The organism is Amycolatopsis sp. CA-126428 (assembly GCF_002904335.1).
In the GTDB taxonomy this organism is placed as follows: domain Bacteria; phylum Actinomycetota; class Actinomycetes; order Mycobacteriales; family Pseudonocardiaceae; genus Amycolatopsis.
Window position 1 is genome coordinate 1 of record NZ_PPHF01000027.1, and the last position, 26,766, is coordinate 26,766.

Here is a 26,766-nt window from a genome sequence, read left to right on the forward strand (position 1 = left end):
CACCGGCCAACCCATCACCCGATCCCTGACCGCCTACGACCACTGACCGAGTTACGCATTACTCGTCTAGCCCGCGTGATCAGCCGGTCGACACGCGTGATTGAAGAGTCAACTCGCGTGATTGACGGGTCGACACGACGCCTCGGCCGCAACCCAGCGCGTCGTCTCCCCGATCACGCGCGTCGTCTCCCCAATCACGCGTGTCGACCTCTCAATCACGCGTGTCGACCCGCGGATCACGCCTCGGGGAGGTCGCGGAGCAAACCGCGGAGGGCTTCCGGGTCCAGGAGGTCGGCCGGGCGGATCGTGCGGTTCGCGCGGACGTAGTGGAAGGCCGCGCGGACCTGCTCCACCGGGACGTTCTTCAGGGCCGCCCAGGCCATCCGGTAGGCCGCGAGCTGGACCGACAGGGCCGGGATCCGGGACTCCGGCGGGACCGCGCCGGTCTTCCAGTCGACCACCGTCCAGCCGCCGTCGGGGTCGGCGAAGACCGCGTCCATGCGGCCGCGCAGGGTGAGGCCTTCGACGTCGGCCGAGAACGTCACCTCCACCGCCACCGGAACCCGCGACGCCCACTCGCTCTTCTCGAACTCCGTCTGCAGTTCCTCGAAGTCCGCGTCGGGGGCCTCGCCGAAGTCGGCCGCGCCCGGGAGGTCGTCGATCTCGATGAGCTGGTCGCCGGCGAACCGGCGTTCGAGCCAGCCGTGGAACTCCGTGCCGCGGCGGGCGAAGCTGTTGGGCTCCACCGGGAGCGGCCGGCGCAGGTCGGCGGCGAGCCGGGCGGCGTCGTCGGCCAGGGCGACCAGCTGGCTCACCGAAAGCCGCGACGGCAACGGGACCAGCTTGACGTGGTCGTCCTTGCGCGCCCACTCCTCCAGCAGGACGTCGGTGTCGGTCAGCCAGCCGTCCGGGTCGTCGTCCTCTTCGGACACTTCCTCGTCCGGCGGCGAGGCGAGCGCCTCGGACACGAGCTCCACGCCGGTCTGCACGCCGGTGCGGCGGTCGGAGAGGGGATCGACCGGCCAGCGCGCCGCCCGCGAGTCCGAGACGAGCGGGTTTTCGTCGTCCTCGGTGGGTTCCGGCGCCCACTCCGCGAGCTGCCCGGCGCCGGTCTCGCGCACGACGCCGGCGATCTCGGTGAGGAACTCCGACGGCCCCTTCGCCCGGCTGCTGCTTTCGTTCCACCAGTGCCCGGAGACGAGCAGCGCGTGCTCGGACCGCGTCAGCGCGACGTAGCAGAGCCGCCGTTCCTCCGCCTGCTCCCGCTCGACGAACCCGGCTTCGTGCAGCTCGAGTCCTTCTTGGACTTCCTTGCGGTCGTAGCCCTCGGCGATCCGCAACTCGGGCAGGTCCTCGGCGTCACCGCGCAGTTTCGCCGGCAGCGACGTCGCGGTCCGCAGCCACGACGACGACCGCCGCCGCCCGGGGAACACGTCCTGCACCAGGTGCGGCACGGCGACGACTTCCCACTCGAGCCCCTTCGCCGAGTGCACGGTCAGCACCTGCACGCGGTCCGGGACGACCTCGACCTCGCCCGGCGTGAGCCCGTCTTCGGCGTGCGCGGCGGTGTTCAGGTAGTCCACAAAGGACAACAGGGTCGCCGTCGGCGCCGTCTCGGCGTAGTCGGTGACGACTTCGGCGAACGCGTCCAGGTGCGCGCGCCCCGCGGAGCCCGGCCGGGCCAGGGATTCGACGTCCAGGAGCATCGTGCGTTCGACGTCGGCGACGAGCTCCGGCAGCGACTGGTCGAGCCGCCGCCGCAGCGCGGCCAGCTCCCAGCCGATCCGCCGGATGCGCTTGTACCCCTCCTCGGAGTACCGCGCCGGGTCGCCCGGCTCGTCGACGGCGTCGATCAGCCCGGCCTGCTCGACGCGCTCGACGACCAGTTCCGGCGTGTCCGGCTTCTCCGGGCTGGACAGCTCGCCGGCCCGCCGCCACAGCGCGGCGACGTCGGCGGCCGAGAGCCGCCAGCGCGCACCGGTCAGCAGCCGGGCCGCGGCGCTCCCGGACAGCGGGTCGGCCAGCACCTTCAGCGTCGAAACGAGGTCCGCGACCTCGGGCTCGTCCAGCAGCCCGCCGAGCCCGACGACCTCGACCGGCAGCCCGCGCGCCCGCAGTTCGGCGGCGATCGGGGCCATGTCGGCCCGGCGCCGGACGAGCACCGCGGCGGTCGGCGGCTTGCCGGCCTGTTCCTGGTGGGCGTACCAGCGCCGGGCGAGCGCGTCGGCGACCCACGCGCGCTCGGCGCGGATGTCCGGCAGCAGCGCGCACGCGATGTCCGCCGGTCCGGCGCCTTCGCGGGCCCGCAGCCGCTCGACGCCGAGGCCGCGGGCGCGCAGCGGTTCGGCGATCGCGTTCGCGAGGTCCAGGATTTCCGGCGGGTTGCGGAAACTGGTCAGCAGCCCGAATTCGTGCGCCGGGACGAGCCGTTCGCCGTCGAAGCGCGGGAAGTCCGTGGTGAACCGGGGCAGGTTGGCCGCGCTGGCACCGCGCCAGCCGTAGATGGCCTGCGCGGGGTCGCCGACGGCGGTGACCGGCATCGGCGGGTTCTCGACGCCGCCGAACAGCGCCCGCAGCAGCACGCGCTGGGCGTGTCCGGTGTCCTGGTACTCGTCGAGGAGCACGGCGCCGTAGCGCTCACGTTCCCCGCGCACGACCGACGGGTACCCACCGGCCAGCTGGGCGGCGAGCGACATCTGGTCGGCGAAGTCCAGCGCGCCTTCGTTGCGCTTGCGGCGGTGGTAGTCGTCGACGAGCGGCAGCAGCGCGAGCCGGAAGTGTTGCGCGGCCATGATTTCGGTCAGCTTCTGCGGCAGCGCGGCCCGCTGTCCCTTGGCGCGCGGCGCGTTCTCGATGACGCGGCACAGCCACGTCGCGTATTCGGCGAGCTGCTCGGTGGAGACGAGGTGCTCGCCCAGTTCCCCGGCCAGGGTGAGCACGTCGGCGGTCACGGTCGGCGGGACGCGATCGGTGTCGAGTTCGTTGTCCCAAGTGGACACCACGCGGTGCGCGATCTGCCACGACGACGTTTCGGAGAGGAGCCGGACGCCGGGCTGGACCGGGAGGCGGAGGCCGTGTTCGGACAGCAGGCGCCCGGCGTAGGCGTGGTAGGTGAGGACGGTCGGTTCACCGGCGACCACAGTGGACCGCAGGCCGCCGGTCGGGTCGAGCCGGTCGAGCAGGCCCGAGCCGGCGAGGCGGCGGAGCCGGGCCCGGACGCGCTCGCCGAGCTGGCGCGCGGCTTTGCGGGTGAAGGTGAGGCCGAGGACGCGATCGGGGCTGACGATGCCGTTGGCGACGAGCCAGACGACCCGCGCGGCCATGGTTTCGGTCTTCCCGGCCCCGGCCCCGGCAACGACGAGCGAGGGTTCGACGGGCGCGGCGATGACGGTGGCCTGTTCGGGCGTGGGGCGGTGCAGCCCGAGGGCATCGGCGAGTTCGGCAGGCTCGACAGGGTTGGCGATGAGGAGCGGGCTCACGCACACCGCCCGGCCGGTCGTGAGTGGTAATGAGGGTTAGAACCCTCATTACCACTCACGACATCTTTCGTCTGGGTCACGGCCCCGGCACCTGCCGCCCCTCGGGGCGCAGCGGGCAGCACCCGCGCGCGGGACACCGGTCGCAGTCCGGGTTCTCCTGGGCCTGGTAATCCGGCCCGGCCGCCGAGGCCGCCGCCTTCTGGACCAGCTCCAGCCACTGCTTGCCGCCCACCTCGTCGAGCGGTGGCTGCGACCGCTCCGTCGCCCCCGTCTTGTTGTTGGCCTTCGCGACGTACACCAGCCGCGCGCCGCCGGCCTCGGTGCGGCCCTCGATCGCCCCCAGCAGCACCGCCAGCTGGTACGCCGCCAGCTGCGGGTGCGCCTCGGCCTCCGCGCCGGACACCGGGACCTTGCCCGTCTTGATGTCCACGATCACCGGCCGACCCGAAGCGTCCAGCTCCACCCGGTCGACCCGCCCGCGCAACAGCACCCGCACCTCGTCCGAACCACCCGCCGGCAGCTCGACCTCGATGTCCTGCTCGACCCCGGCTTCCTTCAGCTCGGCGCGGCTGCGCTCCAGCCAGGTCGTGAAGTTCCGCAGCATCTGTTCGACGCGACGCCGTTCCCGCCGGGAAAACCACGGCGCGCCCGCGTCGACGCGCACCCAGGCCTCGTCCAGCGCGGCCTGCAGTTCCGCGTCCGTGCTCCCCGAAGCGACCGCCTGCGCGAGCCCGTGCACGAGCGTCCCCGTCACCGCCGCCAGCTGGGCCGGATCGCTGCCGCCGTGGCGCTCGATCATCCAGCGCAGCGGGCACTTCGTCAGGATCTCCACTGTGGACGGTGAGATCCGGATGAGGTCGCCCGGCGGGTGCACCGGCTCGTCGCTGGACGCCGGCAGCAGGCCGTACCACGTCGACGGGTGCGCGCCGGGGACGCGCGCCTCGGCCAGCCGCGCCAGCTGCTTCGCCGCCCGGCGGCGGCGTGCGGGGTCGGCCTTGTCGTCGCAGACGACCTCGCGCAGCTCCCCCACCAGCTCGGCGAGCACCAGCGACCGGCCCGGCGGCTTCATCCGCGAGTCGAGCCCGCCGTCGTCGGCGCCGTTCTCCTCCAGGTCGTCGAGGAACCGGGACGGCCGCTCGTCCTCGCCCGACACCGCCGTGACCAGCAGCGTCTGCTTCGCCCGGCTCATCGCGAGGTAGAACAGGCGCCGTTCCTCGGCGAGGATCGGCGCGGTCTGGGAGACGGCGTCGTCGTCGACCCCGGCCATCAGGTCCTTCAGCCGCTCCACCCCGAGCACGGACCCCCGCAGCCGCAGGTCCGGCCACGCGCCCTCCTGGACGCCGGCGACGGCGACGACCGTCCACTCGCGACCGGCGGCGGCGTGCGCGGTGAGCAGCGAGACACCGTCGGACGGGACGGCCGCCGGTGCCAGCGTGTCACCCGCGATCCGTTGCGCGCCAAGGTAATCGGCGAAGGAGGCGACGCTCGCCCGGGGCAGCCGGTCGACGTACCGGCCCGCGGCGTCGAACAGCGCGACGACGGCGTCGAGGTCGCGGTCGGCCTGCGCCCCCAGCGACCCGCCGCGCTCGACCTGCTTCAGCAGCTTGTCCTGGAGCCCGCTTTCCCGCCACAGCTGCCACAGCACCTGCTCGACACCCTCGCCGCGCGTCACGGCCTGGTGCGTGACGCGCAGCAGCCCGCCGACGCGCCGCACCGGCTCGGCTTCGGCGTCGGCCAGCCCGGCCAGGATGTCTCCGCCGCGCAACGCTTCCACGAGCAGTTCGTCGCTCGAGCGCTGCCCGCCGCCGGCCAGTTCGAGCCGGCGCAGGCCGCGCCGCAACCGCCGCAGCGCCAGGGGGTCCGCGCCGCCGAGGGCGGACGAAAGCAGCATTTCCGCGAGGTCGATGTCGAGCAGTTCGGGCGACGGCGCCAGCTTCAGCACGGCCAGCAGCGGCCGCACCGCGGGCTGCTTGGCCAGCGGCAGCTCCTCGGTCGCCGACCCGATCGGGACGCCGGCGGCGCGCAACGCGCGTTGCAGCACCAGGAAAGTCCGCGCGGGCGAGCGGACGAGCACCGCGATCTCCGACCACGGCACGCCGTCGACGAGGTGCGCGCGACGCAGCTGGTCGGCGATCCAGCTCGCTTCGGCGGCCGGGGTCGGCATCACGCGGACGCGGACGTTCCCGCCCGAAGCACCCTCGGGCGGGACGATCTTGCGGTGCGCCGACGCGCCCGGCAGCGTCGCACCGATCCTGGCCACCGCGAGCCGCACGGCCGGGGCGAGCCGGTGCGCCGTGGTGAGGGTGACGGTCCGGCTGCCGTCCGGGTCGGCGTCGGCGAACAGGCTCGCGTCGGCGCCGCGGAAGGAGAACACGTTCTGGTCGGGGTCGCCGGCCACGACGAACTCGGCCGCGGTGTGCCCGATCATCCGGACCAGGCCGGTCTGCAGCGGGTCGAGGTGGTGGGCGTCGTCGACGAACAGGTGCCGGACGCGGGTGCGCTCGCGCATCCGCAGCTCGTCGTCGTCTTCCAGGGCGAGCAGCGCGGAGGTGACCAGCTCGGCGGCGTCCAGCGCGGGCGCGCTCGCCACGCCCAGGGCGTTGCCGCCCGCGCCCTGCAGCTGCGTGACTTCTTCGTACTGCGCCCAGAACTGCCCGGCGGCGATCCACTCCTCGCGCCCGCGGCGGCGGCCCAGCTCGGCGAGGTCCTCGGGGCCGAGCCCGCGCTCGGCCGCACGCATCAGCAGGTCGCGCAGCTCTTCGGCGAAGCCGGGGACCATCAGGGCCGGCCGCAGCTGCTCGGGCCAGTACTCGGCCTCTTCGTCGAGGTCACCGGCCAGGAGCTCGCGGACGACGACGTCCTGCTCGGCCCCGGCGAGCAGGCGCGGCGGCGGCAGCTCTTCGGCATTCGCCTCCAGCCGCAGCAGCGAATACGCGTAGGAGTGCACGGTGCGCACGAGCGGCTCGCGGACGGTCCGGGGCAGCGGCCGCGCCAGGTCGGGATCGGCGGTGAGCCGCCGCGTGATGTCGGCGCGCAGCGCGTCGGCGGACTTGCGGGACGTGGTGAGCACGAGCACGCTCTCCGGGTCGGCGCCCTCGGCGATGCGGCGGGTGGCGGCCGAGGCCAGCAGCGCCGTCTTGCCGGTGCCCGGGCCGCCGAGCACGCGGAGGAACCCGCCGGGTGCGGAGAGCACGCGCCGGGCGCCTTCGTCCCAGGTGAACGAGGGTGTGGCGGTGACCGGCGTGCGCACCAGCCGCGCGTCCGCCTGCGCCGTTCGCCTCCCGTTCACCCCGCGATGGAACCACGCCCGGTCCCCCGGGTGGCGCACCGGCACGGCTTAGCGGGGCTTCGTTCGGTGAAGGCGCCCGGCGGTGCGGCGGACGGCTGCGGAAAGTGTCGGTGACATCCGGGGCTCCGCCCCAAGTCGGGGGCTCCGCCACCCGAACCCCCGAAAAAATGTCGTACCCGTGGTGCACAGTGTTCGCATGGACGACGTTCTGCACGAGCGCGTGCGGGAAATCATCGAGTCCGTGCCGGCCGGCACGGTCGCGACGTACGGCGACATCGCGGCCCTCGCCGGTGCGCCGTCGCCGCGGATGGTCGGCGCCATCCTGGCCGAGGACGGGCACGACCTGCCGTGGCACCGGATCCTGCGCGCGAACGGCACCCCGGCGCCGCACCTGGTCCACGACCAGCTGGAGCGGCTGCGCGCGGAGGGTGTCCTGGCCGATGGTCAGCGCGTCGACCTGCGGAAGTACCGGTGGAAACCGGACGGAGAGGAGGAAACGGGACCCGAACGGCTGTTCTAACTCCATATTATTAGGTTAGCCTCGCCTAATGACGACGCAGGAGGCTTTGACCTACCACCGTGCCCGGGTAAGCGCGGTCCGGCTGGTCACCCCGCACATGGTGCGGGCGACCTTCGCCGCGGAGAGTTTCCGCGACGTGCCGGCCGGGGCGCCCGACCAGTACGTCAAGGTGTTCTTCCCGCTGCCGGGGCAGGACGCGCCGGTGCTGCCGGAAACCGGCTCCGACGTCATGTCCTGGTACCGGACGTACCTGGCGATGCCGGACGACGTCCGCCCGCCGATGCGCACGTACACGGTTCGGGCCCACCGCCCGGAAGCGGCGGAGATCGACGTCGACTTCGTGCTGCACGGCGATTCGGGGCCGGCCTCGGCGTGGGCGTCGCGGGCGGCACCGGGCGACCGGGTGACGTTCGCCGGGCCGTACGGGCTGTACGCGCCGTCTGAGACCTGCGACTGGCAGCTGCTGGTGGGCGACGAGACGGCGCTGCCGGCGATCGGCGCGATCATCGAGCGACTCCCGCCGGGCGCACGGGCTTCGGTGTACGTCGAGCTGGCGGACCGCGCGGCGCGGCAGACGTTCGAGACGCGCGGAGCGGTGGAGATCCACTGGATCCTGCGCGGCTCGCGGCCGCTGGGCGAGGCGTTGCTGGAGGCGTTGCGTGGAGCGGTGTTCCCGGGTGGGACGCCGTACGCGTGGGTGTCCGGCGAGGCGGGCGTGGTGAAGTCGGTGCGGCGCCACCTGGTGCGCGAGCGCGAGGTCGGCAAGCGGCTGATCTGCTTCACGGGGTACTGGCGGCAAGGGATGAGCGAAGAAGCCGTGGCCCGGGAAGCCGTGCGGGCCTGACTACCCCTTGCCGAGCTTCGTGACCAGCAGCTTCACCAGCGCGCCCAGGCGCTGGCGGTCCGGCTGCAGCGTCTCGATGCCCGCCGCCTCCAGCGGGGCCGCGGTCACCGGGCCGACGCACGCCACCACCAGCGGGCCGCGCAGCGCCGCCAACAGCTCGTCGTAGTGGCCGGACGTGCGGGCCAGCGTCAGGAAGTTCGCCGCGGCCGGGGCGCTCGTGAAGGCCAGTGCGGCCAGCTCGCCCGCCACGATCGCGTCGATCAGCTCGTGCACGGGGGTCACGTCCGGCGGCGAATGCCAGCGGTACGGCTGCACCTGCACCAGGGATGCGCCGGCCCGCACCAGCGGATCGGTGAGTTCCGGCAGCGGCGTTCCGTGCAGCTGGACGGCGACCCGCTCGCCGGCGACCCCGGCCGCGGTCAGCGCTTCGAACAGTTCCGCGTTGCTCTCCGAGGCGGCCGAAAAGGACTCGCGCAGGCCGGCACCGCGGACGGCGCCCACCGCCTTCGGACCGCGGGCGTAGATCCGGGACGCCCCCAGCGCCGCCACGAGCCGATCGCGCAGGTCCCAGCCTTCGGCCGCGTCGAGCCAGCCGCGGAAGCCCGCACCCGTCGTGACCACCGTGAACCCGACCGGGGCCGCCAGCGCGGCTTCGGTGCCCGCGCGCAGCTCGGGGTCGGCGTCCAGGGGCACGATGGTGATCGTCGGCGCGTGGCGGACGTCGGCGCCGTAGCGTTCGAGGGCCGCGATGAATTCGTCCGCTCGCCGCTCGGCCGTGACCCCGATGGCGATGCCGTTCAGCTCACCCATAGAACGCGCCCATCTCTTCGATCGCTCCGGCCAGCTCCGCCCGCAGGTCCGCCGGTTCGAGGACCTCCAGGTGCGGCCCGAAGCGCAGCAGCTCGCCGATGGCCGGTTCGCCCGGCTCCACCGGCAGCTCCACGGTGAGCCAGCCGTCCGCGTCGGGCTCGTTGCGGCAGTCGCGCAACGCGCGGGCGCCGACGGAACCTGCGTAGAACGTTACGAGAGCCTGCGCCCGAGGGGAAAGCCGCACCACCGCGACGCGCGGGTACATCCGGCGTTCGAACTGCTCGGACCACTCCTGCCAGTACCGCGCGAGGTCGAACCCGGCCGGCCGCTCGAACACCTCGCCGAGGTCGGTCAGCTCCAGCACCCGCGAAATGCGGTACGTCCGGTCGGTGCCGTCGCAACGGCCCGCGAGGTACCAGTTGCCCGCCTTGAGGATCAGCCCGAGCGGCTCCAGCTCCCGCTCGACGACCCGCTGCCCCCACCGTTCGTAGCGGATCCGGATCCGGTGCGACGACCACACGGCGTCGGCGATCGCCGACAGCGTGGGCAGGCTTTCGATACCCCGGTGCCAGCCGGGGACGTCCAGGTAGAACCGCTCGGCGACGCGCCCGGCGCGGTCGCGCAGCTCGGCGGGCAGCGCCGCGTACAGCTTGAGCTGCGCCGCCGCCAGCACCGTGCCGAGCCCCAGCTCGGCCGCGGCCACCGGCAGCCCGGCCAGCGACAGCGACTGGGCCTCTTCCTCGGTCATCCCGGTGAGCCGGGTGCGGTAGCCGTCGACCAGCCGGTAGCCGCCGGTCCGGCCGCGATCGGCGTACACCGGGACGCCGGACGCCGAGAGCGCGTCGATGTCCCGGTAGACCGTCCGCACCGAGACCTCGAGCTCTTCGGCCAGCTCCTCGGCCGTCATCCGGCCGCGGTTCTGCAGCAGTAGGAGGACGGACAGGAGGCGGCTCGCGCGCATGCCTCGGATTCTGGCAGAAATACCTGACACAAGCTGACAGGTATGCCCGGCAGAGTGGTCCCCATGAACGCATTCACCACCAAGAACTGGGAAGAGAAGATCGTCAGCGGCACCGAGGGCAGCGGCCCCCGGGTGGCCTACGCGCACGCCACCTTCGCGTACGAAGGCGTCATCGAGGCTGAGTCGATCTGCGACCTTCTGCTGTACTACGCGGGCGAAGGGTACGACAGCGGCCAGACGACGTCGCCGTGCTTCGAGCGCTTCGAGGGCAAAGTCGACGGTCGCGAAGGGACGTTCATCGTGCGCCACGAGTACACGTTCGACGCCAAGGGCATCGCCTCGACGTTCACCGTCGTCCCGGGCTCCGGCACCGGCGAGCTGGCCGGGATCACCGGCAGCGGCACCGCCGGGGGCGCCATGGGCGAGGACAGGGTGGCCTACACCTTCGAGTACACGTTCTAGGAGCCGCACGTGGACCGCCGTCAGGTACTCGCCCACCGCATCGCCGAGCACGGCCTGCACCGCTCGGCGCGGGACGTCGCCGACCTCGCCGTCGTCCGGGCCGGGCTGCAGGACAGCATGCGGGACACCGCGCTGCTCGCCCTCGCCGCCCGGCTCGACGTCCCGGCGTCCCCCGAGGACGACGAGCGGCTGGTCCTGGCCTGGACGTTGCGGGGTGCGCCGCACTACCACCTGCGTTCCGATCTGCCCGAGGCGATCCGCGCGCTGGTGCCGCTGGACGACGCGGACGCGCTGGCCCGGATGCTGTGGCAGCGCAAGGAAATGGCGGCGACCGGCCTCGCCGCGACCGAGGTGGTCTTCACGGCGGCCGCCGCGCTCCGGAAGGTCGTCACGAAGCCGATGACGAAGGGCGCGGTTTCGACGGCGGTCACGAAGGCGCTGCCGCCGTCGTTCTCGCGGTGGTGCCGGGGTTGCCAGGCGACGCACATCCAGGAGCAGCTGATGCGCATCGCGACTCCGCACGCCGGAGTCCGCCTGGTGGCGGGGGCATCGCCGGCGACGCTGGCCCCGCTGGAGGGCCGCGGCCGGCTGCGAAAGACTCCGGACCCGGCCGCGGCGACGGCGGTGATCGAGCGGTACCTGCGGCTCAACGGCCCGGCGTCCCCGGGCGAGGCGGCGGAGTTCGCGGGCACGGCCCGGGCGGTGGTCGACCGGACGTGGCCTTCCGGCTTGGCTTCGGTGCGGGTCGAAGGCAAGACCCGCTACCTGCCGGAGGACCGCCTCTCGGCCCTGGAGAACCCGCCGGAGCCGGACCTGGTGCGGCTGCTGCCGCCGCTGGACCCGTTCATCCAGGCCCGCGACAAGGCCCTGCTGGTCCCGGATCCGGCGCGGCGCAAGGAAGTCTGGAGGATGCTCGGCAACCCGGGAGTATTGCTGGCGGACGGCGACGTCGCGGGAACCTGGCGTACGAAGGGCAGCGGCGCGAAGCTGACGTTCACGCTGACGGCCTTCGACCCGCTGCGCCCGGCGGCGCGCGAGGAAGCGGAAGCCGAGGCGGCCCGGGTGGCGGCGGCGCGGGGCTTCGAGAAGCACGCGGTCACCTGGGCCGGCTGACCCCGGCCCGCGGGGGCGCCCCCCGTTTTCCACGCTACCGGAAGGCACCGACAATTCCAGGCGCTCCAAGCGATGCAGCCCCCGGGCCGCGGGGCGCCCCCCGAATTCCACTTTACCCGCAAGCACCGACAATTCCGGCCGCCGGAACCCCGCTGACACCGGCCCGCGGGGACCGTCCGGAACGGTCCCCGCGGCCGGTGCTCCCGACCTCACAGGCTGTGCGCGTCGATGTCGCCGTAGGACGTGGTCGCCTGGATGACCAACGCCGCCGGGCCCTCGTTCTTCAGCGCGTTGCGGATCCGGCCGTACGTCGTCCCGGCGTCGAGCGACGCCGAGACCCCAGATGCCACGCCGACCGTGATGTCTCCCGCCTGGGTGCTCAGCACCAGTTCGCCGCTCGCTGCCTCGGCGATGCGGATGTCGCCCTTGCCCGTGGTGATCTCCGCCGGGCCGGTCAAGCGGCCGATCGACACGTCGCCCGCGTGGGCCCGCAACCGGAGGCTCGCGGCCTCGTCGAAGACCACCTCGCCGTGGGCACCCTCGACCGTGACGTCGCCGAGGCGGCCGACGCCCCGCAGCTCCACGCTGGCGGCCTTGGCCTCGACCGACGAACCCTCGGGCAGCGAAACGGTCACGTCGAGGGCACCGGACGGACCGAAGTACTGGTTCTTGGCCTCGAGCGAAATCCGCAGGACGCCGTCGTCGAACGACACTGACGCCTGCGAAGCCGCCTTCACGTCGCGGCTCTTCGCCGGGTCGGCGGGAAGAACCTGAACGGCGGTGTCCTCGCGAAGGGAAGCGACGAACCGCACGCGGCCGGCGGGGATGTCGAGGACGGTGGCGATCGGGGCGGGGGTGGTGAACTTCTGCATCGGATTCTCCCTGGTGGCTCGGTGTGTGAACCCACCATCGCCGGGCGCGCTGACACCGGAAGGCCACCGCCCTGACACGGCCGCTGACACCCCCTCAGGCGTCGACAGCCAGCCGGTATCCCCGCTTCACCACCGTCTGGACGACCTTCCCGCCGCCCAGGGACGTCCGCAGCCGCCCGATCGCCGTCTCGACCGCGTGCTCCTCGCCGCCTCCCGGCAACGCCGAGATCAGCTCGCGCCGCGACACCACCCGCCCCGGCGACGCCGCCAGAGCACGCAGCAACGCCATCGGTGCCGGGGCCACTTCGCGCCACTCGCCGTCCACGATGGCCGCCTGGCCGCGCAGCTCGATCGAGTGACCGCCCGCCCGGAGGCGCGGGGAGCGGGCCACCAGGGTCTCCGCCACCGTCCGGGCCAGCGCGCCGATGCGGGCGCGGTGCGGCTGGACCGTCGGCACCCCCAATGCGGCCAGCGGGCCGGCCGTGATCGGGCCGACGCACGCCGCCACCACCGGGCCGGACAGCGCCGTGACGAGCCCCGGCAGCCGGCCCGTGCGCCGGGCCAGGGCGATGAGTGACGCCGCCGCCGGCGCGCTCGTGAACGGCAGTGCGTGGATCGAGCCGTCCAGGACGCCGTCCAGGAGCCGGTCCACCGGGCCCGGGTCGACCGGGCCGACCCAGCGGTACACCGGGATCTCGATGACCTCCGCACCGGACGCCCGCAGCGTGTCGACGAAGTACGGCAGCGGCTCGCCGTGCAGCTGGACCGCGATCCGCTGCCCGTCGACCCCCGCCGAGAGCAGGTGCTGCAGCAGCTCCGCGTTGCTTTCCGAGGCGGGCGAATACGACTCCGAAAGCCCGGCCGCCCGCAGTGCGCCGGTCACCTTCGGCCCCCGCGCCAACAGCGACGCCGTCGAAAGCCGCGAAAGCAGGGAATCCCCCAGTCCCCACCCCTCGGCCGCTTCGAGCCAGCCGCGGAAGCCGATGCCCGTCGTCGCCACCACCGCGTCCACCGGCGCTTCCAGCAGCCGTGACGTCGCCGCGTGCAGTTCGGTGTCGTCCGTCAGCGGCACGATCCGGATCGCCGGGCCGTACCGGACGCTCGCCCCCTTGCGCACCAGCAGCGCGCCGAGCTCGTCAGCCCGGCGCGCCGCGGTGATGCCGATCACGAAACCGGCCAGTGGGAGCACATCGGTCACGGGCTCTCCACTTCGACCACGCCCTCTCGCACCCGCACCTCGTACACCGGCACCGAAACGTCCGGAGTGTCGAGGCACTGTCCACTGTCGAGGGCGAACCGTTCCTTGTAGACCGGCGAAGCCACCACCGGAACACCGCCCGCGTCGCCGACGATGCCGCGCGAGAGCACCGCCGCGCCACTGCACGGGTCCCAGTTGGACAGCGCGTACCACCGGTCGCCCGGCAGCCGGAAGATGGCCACCTGCACGCCGTCCAGCAGCGCGGCGACCCCCGAGTACTCCGGCACGACCTCCGCCGCGCACACCGCCGTCCAGGTTCGTTCGATCGACGTGGTCATCGCCGCACCTCGCTGTTCGAAAAGCCCGGAACTCCCAGCATCACGGGCACTTTCTGCTGCCGCTCCTCGCGGAAGGAGATCGCCGGGTCGGGCGCGCCCGGAGCGTTGACGAAGGAGGTGAACCGGGCCAGCTTCTCCGGGTCCTCCAGGACGCCCTTCCACTCGTCGGCGTAGTTGTCGACGTGCTTGGCCATCGCCGCGTCGAGGTCTTCGCAGATGCCGAGGGAGTCGTCGACGATCACCGCGCGCAGGTGGTCGAGGCCACCGTCCAGCTCCTCGATCCAGGGCGCGGTCCGCTGCAGCCGGTCGGCGGTGCGCACGTAGAACATCAGGAACCGGTCGATCGTGCGGATCAGCGTCTCGCTGTCCACATCGGACACCAGCAGGTCGGCGTGGCGCGGGGTGGTGCCGCCGTTGCCGCCGACGTAGAGGTTCCAGCCGTTCTCCGTGGCGATGATGCCGAAGTCCTTGCTCCGCGCCTCTGCGCACTCCCGGGCGCAGCCCGAAACCGCGGACTTGAGCTTGTGGGGCGAACGCAGGCCGCGGTAACGCAGCTCCAGCTCGATCGCCAGCCCGACGCTGTCCTGGACGCCGTAGCGGCACCACGTCGACCCGACGCACGACTTCACCGTGCGCAGCGCCTTGCCGTAGGCGTGCCCGGACTCGAACCCGGCGTCGACGAGCCGCCGCCAGATGAGCGGCAGCTGGTCCACCGTCGCCCCGAACAGGTCGATCCGCTGGCCGCCGGTGATCTTGGTGTACAGCCCGAAGTCGCGCGCCACCTCGCCGATCACGATCAGCTTGTCCGGCGTGATCTCGCCGCCGGGGATCCGCGGCACCACCGAGTAGGTGCCGTTGCGCTGCAGGTTCGCCAGGTACCGGTCGTTGGTGTCCTGCAGGGTCATCTGCTCGCCGCCGAGCACGTGCCCGTTGCCGAGGGTGGCCAGGATCGACGCCACCGCGGGCTTGCAGATCGCGCAGCCGCTGCCCGTGCCGTACCGGCCGATCAGCTCGCTGAACGTCGTGATCCGGGTGGCCTGGACGATCTCGAACAGCTCCGCGCGCGACTGCGGGAAGTGCTCGCAGACGGCCTTCGACTGCTCGACGCCGGCCGCGCTGAGCAGCCTGCCCAGCAGCGGGACGCACGAGCCGCAGGCGGTGCCCGCCCGGGTGCACGCCTTCAGCTTGCCGACGGTGTCGCAGCCGTCCTCGTGGATGGCCTGGGTAATCGTGCCTTTGGACACCGCGTTGCACGAGCAGATCTGGGCCGCGTCGGGCAGCGCGTCGACGCCGACCGCGGCGCCGCCACCCGCCGGGGCGAGGATCGCGCCCGGCTCGGCCGGCAGCGGACGCCCGACCAGCGCACGCAGGGTGTTGTACTCGGTCGCGTCGCCGACGAGCACGCCGCCGAGCAGCGTCTTGCCGTCGTCGGTGACCACGAGCTTCTTGTACGTCCCGGCGACCGCGTCGTTGACGGCGACTTCCAGAGCGCCTTCGGTCTTCGCGTGCGCGTCACCGAAGGAAGCGACGTCGACGCCCATCAGCTTCAGCTTCGTGGAGGTGTCCGGCTCCGGGAACGTCCCGCCCCCGCCGGTGAGCTGCGCGGCGACGATCTCCGCCATCGCGTAGCCGGGCGCCACGATGCCGTACACCTTGCCGTCGACCGCCGCGCACTCGCCGATCGCGTAGATCGCCGGGTCGCTGGTCCGGCAGGACGCATCCGTGAGGACACCGCCGCGCGGGCCGAGGTCCAGGCCGGACTGCCGGGCGAGGTCGTCGCGCGGCCGGACGCCGGCGGAGAACACGACGAGGTCGACGTCGAGCTCGGTGCCGTTGCCCAGCTTGGCCAGCAGCCGCGAGCCGTCGGCCTCGATGGCGTCGGTGGACGTTCCCGTGTGGACGGTGACGTCCAGCGCCGTGATCATCCGGCGGAGCATCGACCCGCCGCCCTCGTCGACCTGCAGCGGCATCAGCCGCGGCGCCATCTCGACGACGTGCGGGGACAAGCCCATGTCCCGCAGCGCCTTCGCGGCCTCCAGGCCGAGCAGGCCACCGCCGATGACGACGGCCGAGCGCCGGCCGCGGCCCGGCTTGTCGACGGCCGCCGCGCGGATCGCGTCGAGGTCTTCGATGGTCCGGTAGACGAAACAGCCGTCCAGGTCGTGCCCGGGCACCGGCGGCACGAACGGCCGCGAGCCGGTGGCCAGCACCAGCGCGTCGTACGAGACGACCTCGCCGGACGCCGTGGTGACCGTGCGAGCGTCCCGGTCGACCGACACGGCCAGCTCACCGAGCCGCAGGTCGACGTGCGCGTCGCCCGCGTAGTCCGAGCCGGGCAGGGCCAGCGCGGCCGGGTCCCAGCTGTCCACGTAGGAGGTGAGCGCCACCCGGTCGTACGCCGGGCGCGGCTCCTCGGACAGGACGACGATGTGCCAGTTACCCGAAGGGTCTTCCGCGCGCACCGCCTCCACGAGCCGGTGGGCGACCATGCCGTGTCCGGCGACGACCAAGGTGGGCATCTCAGACCTCCGCTCCCGCGAGCGCCAGACCGCGCTCACTCGTGGGCTGTTCGGCGGGCTTGCGCAGGTAAACCGCCCAGGTGACGGCGAAGCAGAGCCCGTAGAAGACCAGGAATCCGATGAAGGCGGGCACCCCGCTCTTGGCGTCGGCGAACGACTGCCGGAACGCGAGGTTGATGAACAGACCACCTTCGGCACCGATCGCGCCGGCCAGGCCGATCAGCGCGCCGGACAGCCGTCGTGCCTTGAGCAGCTCGGCCGCCTCTTCGGCGCCGTTCGCGATCGCCACCTTCGCCTTGGCGCGGAAGATCGCCGGGATCATCTTGTACGTCGAGCCGTTGCCGACCCCGGCGAGCACGAACAGCACCACGAACGCGACCGTGAACAGCACGAGCGACTTCGAGGTCGAGGCCAGGATCAGCACGACCGTGGCCAGCGCCATCCCGATGAACGTGAAGAAGGTGATCTTGCCGCCGCCGATCCGGTCGGCCAGCCAGCCGCCCAGCGGCCGCGAGAGCGAGCCGAGCAGCGGGCCGAGGAACGTCACCGCGGCCGCCTGCAGCGGGGTGCGGCCGAACTGGTTCTGCAGCACCAGGCCGAAGGCGAAGCTGTAGCCGATGAAGGAACCGAACGTGCCGATGTAGAGGAACGACATCACCCAGGTGTGCGGCTCCTTGACGACCTCGCGCATCGCCTTGGTGTCGCCCTTCACGGTGGCGAGGTTGTCCATGTAGAGGTACGCGAGCACGGCGGCGACCACGATCAGCGGGATGTAGATGTAGAGCACCAGCCGCGGGGCGGTCGCGCCCGCCGTGCCGATCACCAGGAGGCCGATCAGCTGGATGGCCGCGACGCCGAGGTTGCCGCCACCGGCGTTGAGGCCCAGCGCCCAGCCCTTGTGCTTCTCGGGGTAGAAGGTGTTGATGTTCGTCATCGACGACGCGAAGTTGCCGCCGCCGACCCCGCCGAGCGCCGCCACCAGCAGGAACGTACCGAGCGATGTGCCGGGGTGCAGCACGATCGCGGCCAGCGTGGCCGGGATCAGCAGCAGCACGGCGGACACGACGGTCCAGTTGCGGCCGCCGAACTTGGCCACGGCGAAGGTGTAGGGCAGCCGCATCAGGCCGCCGATCAGCGTCGGCGTCGAGACGAGGAGGAACTTGTCGGCGGCGGAGAAGCCGTAGTCCTTGCCCATGAACAGGACGATGACCGACCAGAGGGTCCAGATCGAGAAGCCGATGTGCTCGGCGAAGACCGAGAACCAGAGGTTGCGACGGGCGATCTTCTTGCCCGTGGACTCCCAGAACTCGTCGTTCTCGGGTTCCCAGTGTTCGATCCAGTGCTTACCTTGGTGGGCCACGGCGTGCTCCTTCGTGCGGCGGTTCGTGGTGGGCTGTGGGAATCGGTGACTGGGGTCGGTCACTGCGCGGCGAGCCAGTTCGCGATGCCGCCGACGGTGTCGGAGCACCCGCCGCATCCCGTGGTGGCTCGCGTGGCCCGCGCCAGTGCGGGTGTGTCGGTCGCCCCGGCCTTCCAGGCCTCGATCAGCCGGCCCTTGGTGACGTTGTTGCAGCGGCAGATCACCGCCGTCGCGGGCAGGTCGGCGGGGCTGGCCGCCGGGGTACTGCCGGTGGGCAGCGCCCGGCCGAGCAGGACGGCGAGCCGGTCCTCGGGCAGCAGCGTCCCGCGGTCGTGGAACTGGGTGATGGTCGCGGCCGCGTCGGGCAGGCCGAGCAGGATCGCCCCGGTGACGCGGTTTTCGCGGACGACGAGCTTGCCGTACCGGCCGCCGGTGGGGTCGTTGAACGTCAGCACCTCGGCACCGGCGTCGGATGCTTCGAGCTGGGTCTCGCCCAAGGCAGCCAGGTCGATGCCGCGGGCCTTGAGCCGGGTGACGGCGGTCGTGCCGCGGTAGCGGGCGGCCGCGTTCGTACCGGTCAGGACGTCGGCCAGCACCGACGCCTGTTCCCACGCGGGCTGGATCAGCCCGGCCGGGGCGCCGGGGTGGCGGGCGCAGTCGCCGAGAGCGTGGATGCGGCCGTCGCTGGTCCGCAGGGTGTCGTCGACGAGGATTCCCCTGTCGACGTCGAGGCCGGCTTCGATGGCCAGGCTCGTTTCGGCGCGGACGCCGGCGGCGACCACGACCAGGTCGGCCGGGACGAGGCTGCCGTCATCGAGCTTGAGCCCGTCGCCGGGCAGGTAGCGGGCGGCGGTGGCGCCGAACTTGAACGTCACGCCCATGTCGGTGAGCTGCCGGGCGAGCACGTGCCCGGCGGCCGGGTCGAGCTGGCGTTCCATGACGTGCCCCAGCGGGTGCACGACGGTCACCTGGTTGCCGCGCCCGGCCAGGCCGCGGGCGGCTTCGAGGCCGAGCAGGCCACCCCCGAGCACGGCGACCGGCGCGCCGAAGCGGGCCGCGTCGAGGATCTTGGCGCAGTCGTCGAGGCTGCGGAAGGCGACCACGCCGGGCCCGGCTTCGAGGCCTTCGACCGGCGGGATCCACGGGTTCGCGCCGGTGGCGAGGACGAGCGCGTCGTAGTCCACGCATGCCCCGTCGTCGAGTTCGACGCAGCGCTTCTCGCGGTCGATGCGGGCGACGTCGACGCCGAGCCGCAGGTCGATGTTGTGCCGCTGGGCCCACTCGTCGTCGTGCAGGCGGACGCTTTCGGCGCTCATCCCGCCCGCGACGACAGCGGACAGCAGCACCCGGTTGTAGGCCGCGTGCTTTTCGGCACCGAGCACGGTCAGCCGCACCCGCTCGGCGATCGGGTCGCGGCGGCGGATCTCGTCGGCCAGCCGGGCGCCGGCCATCCCGTACCCGACGATGACGACTTCACGGGGGCTCATGCGGCACCATCCACAGTAGACAGGGACACGGCACACACCTTGAACTCCGGCATCCGGCTGACCGGGTCGAGCGCCGGGTTGGTGAACAGGTTGGCGCGCTGCTCACCGGGGAAGTGGAACGGCAGGAAGATCAGGTCGGGCTTGAGGCTCTGAGCGAATCGCACTCGCGCAACGGTTTCGCCCCGCCGCGATCGGACCACCGCACGGTCGCCTTCTTCGAGCCCGGCGCGCTTGGCGGTGTCCGGGTGGACCTCGACGAACGCCTCCGGGACGACTTCGTTGAGCTCTTGCACGAGACGGGTCTGCGCGCCCGATTGGTAGTGCTGCAGCACGCGGCCGGTGGTGGCCTGCAACGGGAACTCGTCATCGGGCAGCTCGGCCGGACCGGTGTGCTCGACCGGCACGAACCGCGCGCGGCCGTCCGGGTGGGCGAAGGCGTCGAGGAACATCCGCGGGGTGCCGGGGTGGTCGTTCCCGGGGACCGGCCAGTGCAGGGCCTCCCCCGCGCGCAGCCGGTCGTAGCTGACGCCGGAGTAGTCGGCGATCCCACCCTTGGACGCGATCCGCAGCTCTTCGAACACGGTCTCGGCGTCGGTCGGGAAGCGATCTTCGGGCTGTCCCAGCCGGAGCGCGAGCCCGTTGAGGACGTCGAGGTCGGACCGGACCCCCGGTGGCGGCGTCAACGCCTTGCGCCGCAGCAGGATCCGGCCTTCGAGGTTGGTGAGCGTGCCGTCCTCTTCGGCCCACTGGGTCACCGGCAGGACGACGTCGGCGAGCGCCGCGGTCTCCGACAGCACGAAGTCGGCGACGACCAGGAAGTCCAGTTCGGACAGCCGATCTTGGACGCGCTGCGAGCGCGGGGCCGAGACGACCACGTTGCTGCCGAACACCATCAGCGCCTTCGGGCCGTTCTCCTGGCCGAGCGCTTCGAGCAGCTCGGTGGCCGAGCGGCCGGGGCCGGGCAGGCTGTCCGCGTCGACGCCCCACACGCCGGCGACGTACTCGCGCGCGGCCGGGTCGTCGAGCTTGCGGTAGCCGGGCAGCTGGTCGGCCTTCTGGCCGTGCTCGCGGCCGCCCTGGCCGTTGCCCTGCCCGGTGAGGCAGCCGTAGCCGGAGCCCGCGCGGCCGGGCAGGCCGAGGCTCAGCGCGAGGTTGATCCAGGCGCCGACGGTCGCGGTCCCGGTGGCGTGCTGCTCGGTGCCGCGGGCGGTGAGGATGTAGGCGTTGCGGGCGGCGGCGAGTTTCTCCGCGGCGAGGCGCATGTCGGCGGCCGAGACGCCGGTGACGCGCTCGGCGCGCTCCGGCCACCAGCTCGCGGCGATCCGCCACACCTCGGCGAACCCGCTCGTCCGGTCGTCCACATAGGACTGGTCGAGGTGGCCGCCTTCGACGACGGCGTGCAGGATGCCCAGGGCCAGCGCGAGATCCGTGCCGGGGGCGGGGGCGAGGTGCAGGCTCGCCAGCTCCGCGGTCGGGGTGCGCCGCGGGTCGACGACGATCAGGTCGGTACCGCGCAGGTGCTGGATGAACGGCGGCATCGTCTCGGCCGGGTTCGCGCCGGCGAGCAGCACGACGTCGGCGTTCTTCAGATCCGTGACGGGGAACGGCATCCCGCGATCGGCCCCGAAGGCCTTGATCCCGGCCGCGGCGGCCGAGGACATGCAGAACCGGCCGTTGTAGTCGATCTGCGAGGTGCCGAGCGCGACGCGGGCGAACTTGCCGAGCAGGTAGGCCTTTTCGTTGGTCAGCCCGCCGCCGCCGAAGATCGCGACCCCGTCCGGGCCGTGTTCGGCCTGGAGTTCGGCGAGTTTCCGGGCGACGTGGTCGAGGGCGAAGTCCCAGCCGACCGGCTCGAGCGCGCCGTTCACGCGCAGCATCGGGGTGGTCAGCCGCTTCGGGCTCGTGAGGAGGCTGCCCGAGGTCCAGCCCTTCTGGCACAGGCCGCCGGCGTTGACCGGGAAGTCCCGCGGCGTCACGCGGGTGCCCTCGAGGCTCATCCCGCACTGCAGCGCGCAGTACGGGCAGTGGGTGTCGACCTGCGGCATCGGGCACCTCCTCGGCGGTTCGGGCTTGCCCTGACGCTAAGGAGGCCGTGTTAACCGGATTCGACCGAATGTTTCAGGCAGTTGACATTGCGGCGGTTTACGCGGCGCCCGGTCGGTGAGATCGGCGTCCAGCTGCCGGGAGTTCCGAGGTCAGCGAGGAGTTGTCCGAAGTGACGACGAAGGGGCTTGCGACGTGGGTCACAAGGGTCCGGCCGTGTTCTGGCTTCGGATCGGGGTTGCGGGGGGTCTGGGAGAGGGCGTGGCGGTCACAAGACGCCGGAGACCTCGCGGGCCGCCGCGCGCAGGCCGTCCAGTGATGCCTGTGTCGATCTCGGGTTCAGTGCGTTGGACGCCAGGCGGAACAGGACCGCGCGCAGCAGCAGCTGGGGCCACTCCGGCAGGTGGGCCCAGCGTTCGAGCAAGTCGCGGCCTGCGCCGCCCCAGGCGAGCGCGTCCACCGCGACGATCGCCGCGCCGTACTCGCCCGGGCGGTAGTACGGCACGAAGTCGACTACACCCGGGATGTCGTCGCCGTCGAACAGGAGGCCGGCCAGCAGCTCGCCGTGGGCTACCTGGTGCGGGAGGGTGATGCGGCGGCGGGCGCCCGCGAGGACCTCGAACCAGCGGCCGCCCTTGGTTTCGTCCAGGGGGACCTCGAGCTCCTCCCAGGCGATGCGGTCGGCGACCGCGTCGACGTCCGTGCGCGCGTCGAGGAAGTCCGGGCGGGGCAGGCCGGCCGTGGCCCGGTGGAGCTTCACCGCCGCCAGCACCGATGGGTCGCCGCGGTGTTCCGGTGTGCCGGGGATGAACCGTGACGCCGTCCAGCCGCCGACGATCCAGCGGCCGTCGGTGGAGCGGACCGGCTTTCCGACCCGCAGCCCCGGCTCGCGGACGTAGTCGAGCGCGTGGGCGGTCCACAGCGTCCTGACCTTGTCGGTGGCCGGCTTGAGCACGAGGTCGCCGCAGCGCCACGCCGTCGAGTCCGGCAGGCGTTCGCTGCCGTCGGCGGGGCCGCCGAAGGCGGCGCAAACGTGCGCCGGAGGACGTTCGAGGGTTGACCGCACGGCCGTGAGGTTACCCGGGCGGGTGTTCCTCGATCGAGAAGACGCGCTGGTCACACACGGTTTTGCCGAGCGCCCGAAATGCCGTGAAGGCCGCCTCCGGAGCCGGAGACGGCCTTCACGGGCACCACTGTCAGTAGGTCGGCAGGCTCGGGTCGATCTGCTTGGCCCAGGCGAGCACGCCGCCGCCGAGGTGCGTCGCGTCCTTGAAACCGGCCGCGTGCAGGGCGGCGAGGGCCTCGGCGGACCGGGCACCCGACTTGCAGTGCAGGACGATCGGCTTGTCCTGCGGCAGCTCGGCCAGCGCCTCGCCCGAGAGGATCCGGTCCTTCGGGATCAGCGTCGCGCCCTTGATGTTGACGATCTCGTACTCGTGCGGCTCGCGGACGTCGATCAGCGCGAAGTTCTCGCCGCTGTCGAACTTGGCCTTGAGCTCGGCCGGCGTGATCGTGCTCCCCGACGCCGCCTGCGCCGCCTCGTCCGAAACGACCCCGCAGAACGCCTCGTAGTCGATCAGTTCGGTGATCTTCGGCGTGTCCGGGTCCTTGCGGATCTTGACCTCGCGGTACTTCATGTCCAGCGCGTCGTAGCTGATCAGGCGGCCGAGCAGCGGCTCGCCGATGCCGGTGAGGAGCTTGATCGCCTCGGTCACCATGATCGAGCCGATGGACGCGCACAGCACGCCCAGCACGCCACCCTCGGCGCAGGAGGGGACCATGCCCGGGGGCGGCGGCTCCGGGTAGAGGTCGCGGTAGTTGAGGCCCTTGCCGTTCGGCGCGTCCTCCCAGAACACGCTGACCTGGCCTTCGAACCGGAAGATCGAACCCCAGACGTACGGCTTGCCCAGCAGCACCGCGGCGTCGTTGACCAGGTAGCGGGTGGCGAAGTTGTCGGTGCCGTCGACGATCAGGTCGTACTGCTCGAAGATCTCCAGCGCGTTCGACGAGTCCAGCCGGTCGGTGTGCAGGTGCACCTTGACCAGCGGGTTGATTTCCGCGATCGACTCCTGCGCGGACGCGGCCTTGAGCTTGCCGACGTCGGACTGGCCGTGGATGACCTGGCGCTGCAGGTTCGACTCGTCCACGACGTCGAAGTCGACGATGCCGAGCGTGCCGACCCCGGCGGCGGCCAGGTACAGCAACGCGGGGCTGCCGAGGCCGCCGGCCCCGATCACCAGGACCTTGGCGTTCTTCAGCCGCTTCTGCCCGTTCACCCCGACGTCCGGGATGATCAGGTGACGGCTGTACCGGGCCACCTCTTCCTTGGTGAGCTCGGCAGCCGGCTCGACGAGCGGCGGCAGTGCTGACATGGGTCCTCCATCTCGCGGATCGCGTCCATCCCACTATGCACAACGCGCTCAGGCAAACAAGCCTTCCCACGTCCGGATGGTGGGACAACTCCCTACTGCGGGGTGGGGTTGGGCCAGGAGTTGGTCTTGCAGATGTTGCCGTCCTTGGCGACCTTGCCCTTGTCGCCGCCGGGGATGTCGTTGAGCATCGACACGTAGTCGTCCGAGACGCCGAAGGACTGCTGCATCATCACCGGCGCCGGCTGGTCGGTGCCGGGGCAGCCGACGTGCTGGTTGCCCAGGGCGTGCCCGACCTCGTGGTTGATGGCGTACTGCCGGTACCCGGTCATGTCGGGGCCGTAGGCCTTGGCGCCCCGCACCCAGCGGGCCAGGTTGATCAGCACGCGGCCCAGGCTCTTGCGGTAGCAGGACGCCTCGAACTTGATCTGGAACCCGCAGGCGTCCGGCCGGTGGGTGGTCTCCGGCGTGGTCAGGCTCACCCGGAAGGACGGGTTCGGGAAGGTGGCGTCCACCCGCTGGAACGCGATCTTGCCGTCCCAGGTCCAGCCCTGGGTCGGGTTCGACAGCGTGCCCTCGACGGTCGAAGCGAAGGCGTCGTCACCGGCGTAGCTCGCCGGGTCGACGCCGTCTTCGACCTCGATGGTGTAGGTGAACAGCTTCCCGTTGCCGATCTTCGGGCCGCTGCCCGGCACGACGTGCCACTTGCCGGCGCCGGCCTGGGTGAACGGGATGCCGTTCGGCAGGTCCGCGGTCGGCACCTTGAGGTCGACCGGGGTGGCCGGGTTCTCCGGGATGGGCTGCTCGCCGTTGCCGTCGATGGCGCCGCCGCCGGAGGTGTCGCCACCCGCCGGGTCGATGCCGGACCCGGTACCCGTGCCCTGCTCGGCGATCGGCTGGGCCGGGCTGTTGGCGGTGTTGACCACGACGAGCACGGTCAGCACGACCAGGATCGGCAGCGCGTAGACGCGCCAGCCGTAGGTCTTCGTGAGCTGGGCGATGCCCGGCTTCGGCGTCGCCTCGGCCGGCTTCTCGCGCGGGGTTTCGACGTGCGGCTTCCAGGAGGCGCTCAGCGGCTCGGCACTGGTCCGCCGGCCACCGGGGCGGTAGCGGTCCTCCTCGACGCGCTGGGCCGGCGCCTTCGACGACGGGCGGTACTGCCCCGTGCGGGGGTGGTCCTCGGCGTCCGTCGTCCGGCGGGCCGAGGCGCGGTGGGGCGTCCGGCGATCTTCGCCTCGCGCGTCGTGCTTCACCCGGTCCACCGCACCAGGGTGCCACAGCGGCGGGGCACCGCTCTCGCCGACTGGCGGATCATCGAGTGAACTCGCCACCGCCCGATCGGGCTACCAGGTGCCCGCTTCGACGTGCTCCCACATGCCCAGCACGGCCTTCGCGACGACGACCGGACGCTCCATCTGAGCCACGTGCCCGGTGCGCGGGAGCACGAGCAGCCGGGCCCGCGGGATCGCCCGCGCGGTCCGCACGGCGCGTTTCACGGAGATGACGCGGTCCTCCCGGCCCCAGACGACCAGGGTCGGCGCCTTGACGCGCGGCGCGACCGACCACAGCGACGCCTTCCCGAGCGTCGACCAGGCCCGGAAGATGGCGAACGTGCTGCGCGCCATCGCGGGCGCGGCCCAGGCGAACCCGGCGCGGGCGCCGTGCTCCTCGGTCAGCTCGTCGAGCCGGCTCTCCGGGAACCGCGACGGATCGGCGAAGCACAGCTTGATGACCTGCGCGGCGCGTTCCCGCGGCCCGAGCGCGGCCAGCTGGGCCCGCACGCGCGCGCCGACCAGCGGCAGGTAGGCGAGCGCCATCCGCGGGTCCGACAGCCGCCGCGGGTCGAGGCGCAGGTCCGGCACGGCCGGCGAAATCAGCGTCAGCGTCTTCACCAGCTCCGGCTTCTGGGCGGCGACCAGCAGGGCGATCGCGCCGCCCATCGAATTGCCGAACAGGTGCACCGGTCCGCCCACGGCCTCGATGTGCTTCACGACGACGTCAGCGTGCGCTTGAAGGGTGAAGTCGAAGCCCTCTTCGGGCTCGGAGTAGCCGAATCCGGGCAGGTCGGGTGCCGTGCCGCCGGCGACCGGCGCGAGCAGCGCGGCCAGGTCGGTCCAGTTCGTCGACGAGCCGCCGAGGCCGTGCACGTAGACGGCGGGCACGCCGTCCGGGCCGGGCGTGCGGCGGACGTGCAGCCGGGCGGTGCCGACCTCTTCGAACGCCGCCGGCCAGGGCGGCGGGACCGGGTCGAGCGACGGCAGGGCCCGGTTCGACAGCGGCACGTGGGTCAGTGGCGGCCGGGCTCGCACGGGGGTGTTCACGGATCCAGAATGCCCGACCCTTGGCGCGGCACACGTACCGGCGAGTAATCTTCAGGGCGACTTCACGCGGTGGCGACCCCGCCCGTCGAAGAAGCGATGACGGGAGGATGAGCATGACGGAGATGACGCGCCTGCAGCAACGTGGGGTGCGGCTGCCCCGGACCGAGCGCCGGGCTCAGCTCCTCGCCGCGGCGCAGCGGGTCTTCGCCGAGAACGGCTACCACGCCGCCGCGATGGACGAGATCGCCGAGGTCGCGGGCGTCTCGAAGCCGGTGCTGTACCAGCACTTCCCCGGCAAGCTGGACCTGTACATCGCGCTGCTGGAAAGCCACGTCGACGAGCTGGTCAAGCGGGTCCAGAACGCCTTGGACTCGACGACGGAGAACAAGCAGCGCGTCCCGGCGACGGTCGGCGCGTTCTTCGACTTCGTCAGCAACGACGCGGGCGCGTTCCGGATGGTGTTCGAGTCCGACCTGCGCGGCGAGCCGGCGGTCCAGGAAGCGGTCGACCGGGCGACGACGGCGAGCGTGGACGCGATCACGGAGACGATCACCGCGGACGCGGGCCTCGACGAGGACAAGGCGCGGCTGCTGGCGGTCGGGCTGGTCGGGATGAGCCAGGTCAGCGCGCGGTTCTGGCTGGCCCACCACCAGTCGATGAGCCGCGAGGAAGCGGTTGCCCTGACGGCCAACCTGGCCTGGCGCGGCATCGGCGGCGGCTTCCCCCTCAAGGACGGCTGACCGGCCGGAGGCGGCACTCTCCCGAGAGTGCCGCCTCCGGC

General features: G+C 72.3%; 20 protein-coding genes. 5 read left to right on the forward strand and 15 right to left on the reverse strand.

Annotation, left to right across the window (positions count from 1 at the left end; genetic code table 11):
- Nucleotides 1-236: 236 nt before the first annotated feature.
- Complete coding sequence (locus C2L58_RS06330; RefSeq protein WP_103336603.1) at nucleotides 237-3,479, reverse strand: ATP-dependent helicase; 3,243 nt, start codon at nucleotides 3,477-3,479, stop codon at nucleotides 237-239.
- 76 nt (nucleotides 3,480-3,555) lie between these two features.
- The gene (locus C2L58_RS06335; protein ID WP_103336655.1) at nucleotides 3,556-6,729 is read right to left on the reverse strand and encodes an ATP-dependent helicase; all 3,174 of its coding nucleotides are present in this window, start codon (nucleotides 6,727-6,729) and stop codon (nucleotides 3,556-3,558) included.
- Between the two features lie 235 nt (nucleotides 6,730-6,964).
- On the opposite strand from C2L58_RS06335, the gene C2L58_RS06340 reads away from it, so the two are divergent.
- Nucleotides 6,965-7,288, forward strand: a complete 324-nt coding sequence (locus C2L58_RS06340; RefSeq protein WP_103336604.1) for an MGMT family protein — start codon at nucleotides 6,965-6,967, stop codon at nucleotides 7,286-7,288.
- Nucleotides 7,289-7,316: 28 nt separating this feature from the next.
- Nucleotides 7,317-8,132 (forward strand): siderophore-interacting protein, encoded by an 816-nt coding sequence (locus tag C2L58_RS06345; RefSeq protein WP_103336605.1) that lies wholly within the window; start codon nucleotides 7,317-7,319, stop codon nucleotides 8,130-8,132.
- Here the strand turns inward: C2L58_RS06345 and C2L58_RS06350 are convergent, their stop codons facing one another.
- Nucleotides 8,133-8,942, reverse strand: coding sequence for a uroporphyrinogen-III synthase (locus C2L58_RS06350; RefSeq protein WP_103336606.1), 810 nt, complete (start codon nucleotides 8,940-8,942; stop codon nucleotides 8,133-8,135).
- Nucleotides 8,935-9,903 (reverse strand): helix-turn-helix transcriptional regulator, encoded by a 969-nt coding sequence (locus tag C2L58_RS06355; RefSeq protein ID WP_103336607.1) that lies wholly within the window; start codon nucleotides 9,901-9,903, stop codon nucleotides 8,935-8,937. The genes C2L58_RS06350 and C2L58_RS06355 overlap by 8 nt, the downstream gene beginning before the upstream one ends.
- 63 nt (nucleotides 9,904-9,966) lie before the next feature.
- Between C2L58_RS06355 and C2L58_RS06360 the strand changes: the two genes are divergently transcribed.
- Entirely contained in the window at nucleotides 9,967-10,365 is a 399-nt protein-coding gene (locus C2L58_RS06360; protein WP_199191125.1) for a DUF3224 domain-containing protein, read from the forward strand.
- 9 nt (nucleotides 10,366-10,374) lie between these two features.
- Nucleotides 10,375-11,478, forward strand: coding sequence for a DNA glycosylase AlkZ-like family protein (locus C2L58_RS06365; protein ID WP_103336609.1), 1,104 nt, complete (start codon nucleotides 10,375-10,377; stop codon nucleotides 11,476-11,478).
- Nucleotides 11,479-11,687: 209 nt separating this feature from the next.
- Here the strand turns inward: C2L58_RS06365 and C2L58_RS06370 are convergent, their stop codons facing one another.
- The 11 genes from C2L58_RS06370 to C2L58_RS06420 all read right to left on the reverse strand — a co-directional run bounded on the left by C2L58_RS06370 (nucleotide 11,688) and on the right by C2L58_RS06420 (nucleotide 25,985).
- The gene (locus C2L58_RS06370) at nucleotides 11,688-12,350 is read right to left on the reverse strand and encodes a DUF4097 family beta strand repeat-containing protein (RefSeq protein ID WP_103336610.1); all 663 of its coding nucleotides are present in this window, start codon (nucleotides 12,348-12,350) and stop codon (nucleotides 11,688-11,690) included.
- A 94-nt stretch (nucleotides 12,351-12,444) separates the two neighbouring features.
- Nucleotides 12,445-13,548, reverse strand: coding sequence for a uroporphyrinogen-III synthase (locus tag C2L58_RS06375; RefSeq protein WP_103336611.1), 1,104 nt, complete (start codon nucleotides 13,546-13,548; stop codon nucleotides 12,445-12,447).
- On the reverse strand, nucleotides 13,545-13,886 hold the full coding sequence (gene nirD / locus C2L58_RS06380; RefSeq protein ID WP_103336612.1) for a nitrite reductase small subunit NirD: 342 nt from the start codon (nucleotides 13,884-13,886) through the stop codon (nucleotides 13,545-13,547). The genes C2L58_RS06375 and nirD overlap by 4 nt, the downstream gene beginning before the upstream one ends.
- A complete protein-coding gene (nirB, locus tag C2L58_RS06385; RefSeq protein WP_103336613.1) occupies nucleotides 13,883-16,405 on the reverse strand; it encodes a nitrite reductase large subunit NirB in 2,523 nt (840 codons plus the stop codon). Before nirB ends, nirD begins: the two co-directional genes overlap by 4 nt.
- A 1-nt stretch (nucleotide 16,406) precedes the next feature.
- Nucleotides 16,407-17,765, reverse strand: coding sequence for a nitrate/nitrite transporter (locus tag C2L58_RS06390; RefSeq protein ID WP_199191126.1), 1,359 nt, complete (start codon nucleotides 17,763-17,765; stop codon nucleotides 16,407-16,409).
- Nucleotides 17,766-17,824: 59 nt separating this feature from the next.
- A complete protein-coding gene (locus tag C2L58_RS06395; RefSeq protein ID WP_103336615.1) occupies nucleotides 17,825-19,252 on the reverse strand; it encodes an FAD-dependent oxidoreductase in 1,428 nt (475 codons plus the stop codon).
- Nucleotides 19,249-21,297: a molybdopterin oxidoreductase family protein gene (locus tag C2L58_RS06400; protein WP_103336616.1), complete on the reverse strand. Its 2,049-nt coding sequence runs from the start codon at nucleotides 21,295-21,297 to the stop codon at nucleotides 19,249-19,251. The genes C2L58_RS06395 and C2L58_RS06400 overlap by 4 nt, the downstream gene beginning before the upstream one ends.
- A 266-nt stretch (nucleotides 21,298-21,563) precedes the next feature.
- The gene (locus tag C2L58_RS06405; RefSeq protein WP_103336617.1) at nucleotides 21,564-22,361 is read right to left on the reverse strand and encodes a TIGR02569 family protein; all 798 of its coding nucleotides are present in this window, start codon (nucleotides 22,359-22,361) and stop codon (nucleotides 21,564-21,566) included.
- A gap of 130 nt (nucleotides 22,362-22,491) precedes the next feature.
- On the reverse strand, nucleotides 22,492-23,667 hold the full coding sequence (moeZ, locus tag C2L58_RS06410) for an adenylyltransferase/sulfurtransferase MoeZ (protein ID WP_093948636.1): 1,176 nt from the start codon (nucleotides 23,665-23,667) through the stop codon (nucleotides 22,492-22,494).
- Between the two features lie 92 nt (nucleotides 23,668-23,759).
- Nucleotides 23,760-24,926, reverse strand: a complete 1,167-nt coding sequence (locus C2L58_RS06415; RefSeq protein ID WP_103336618.1) for a DUF3152 domain-containing protein — start codon at nucleotides 24,924-24,926, stop codon at nucleotides 23,760-23,762.
- Nucleotides 24,927-25,007: 81 nt separating this feature from the next.
- Entirely contained in the window at nucleotides 25,008-25,985 is a 978-nt protein-coding gene (locus C2L58_RS06420) for an alpha/beta fold hydrolase (RefSeq protein WP_103336619.1), read from the reverse strand.
- 113 nt (nucleotides 25,986-26,098) lie between these two features.
- On the opposite strand from C2L58_RS06420, the gene C2L58_RS06425 reads away from it, so the two are divergent.
- On the forward strand, nucleotides 26,099-26,725 hold the full coding sequence (locus tag C2L58_RS06425; protein ID WP_103336620.1) for a TetR/AcrR family transcriptional regulator: 627 nt from the start codon (nucleotides 26,099-26,101) through the stop codon (nucleotides 26,723-26,725).
- Nucleotides 26,726-26,766: the final 41 nt, after the last annotated feature.

Coding starts and splice junctions, on each gene's coding strand:
- C2L58_RS06340 (WP_103336604.1), top strand. CDS start 6,965: ATGGACGACGTTCTGCACGAGCGCGTGCGGGAAATCATCGAGTCCGTG.
- C2L58_RS06345 (WP_103336605.1), top strand. CDS start 7,317: ATGACGACGCAGGAGGCTTTGACCTACCACCGTGCCCGGGTAAGCGCG.
- C2L58_RS06350 (WP_103336606.1), bottom strand. CDS start 8,942: ATGGGTGAGCTGAACGGCATCGCCATCGGGGTCACGGCCGAGCGGCGA.
- C2L58_RS06355 (WP_103336607.1), bottom strand. CDS start 9,903: ATGCGCGCGAGCCGCCTCCTGTCCGTCCTCCTACTGCTGCAGAACCGC.
- C2L58_RS06360 (WP_199191125.1), top strand. CDS start 9,967: ATGAACGCATTCACCACCAAGAACTGGGAAGAGAAGATCGTCAGCGGC.
- C2L58_RS06370 (WP_103336610.1), bottom strand. CDS start 12,350: ATGCAGAAGTTCACCACCCCCGCCCCGATCGCCACCGTCCTCGACATC.
- nirD (WP_103336612.1), bottom strand. CDS start 13,886: ATGACCACGTCGATCGAACGAACCTGGACGGCGGTGTGCGCGGCGGAG.
- nirB (WP_103336613.1), bottom strand. CDS start 16,405: ATGCCCACCTTGGTCGTCGCCGGACACGGCATGGTCGCCCACCGGCTC.
- C2L58_RS06395 (WP_103336615.1), bottom strand. CDS start 19,252: ATGAGCCCCCGTGAAGTCGTCATCGTCGGGTACGGGATGGCCGGCGCC.
- C2L58_RS06400 (WP_103336616.1), bottom strand. CDS start 21,297: ATGCCGCAGGTCGACACCCACTGCCCGTACTGCGCGCTGCAGTGCGGG.
- moeZ (WP_093948636.1), bottom strand. CDS start 23,667: ATGTCAGCACTGCCGCCGCTCGTCGAGCCGGCTGCCGAGCTCACCAAG.
- C2L58_RS06425 (WP_103336620.1), top strand. CDS start 26,099: ATGACGGAGATGACGCGCCTGCAGCAACGTGGGGTGCGGCTGCCCCGG.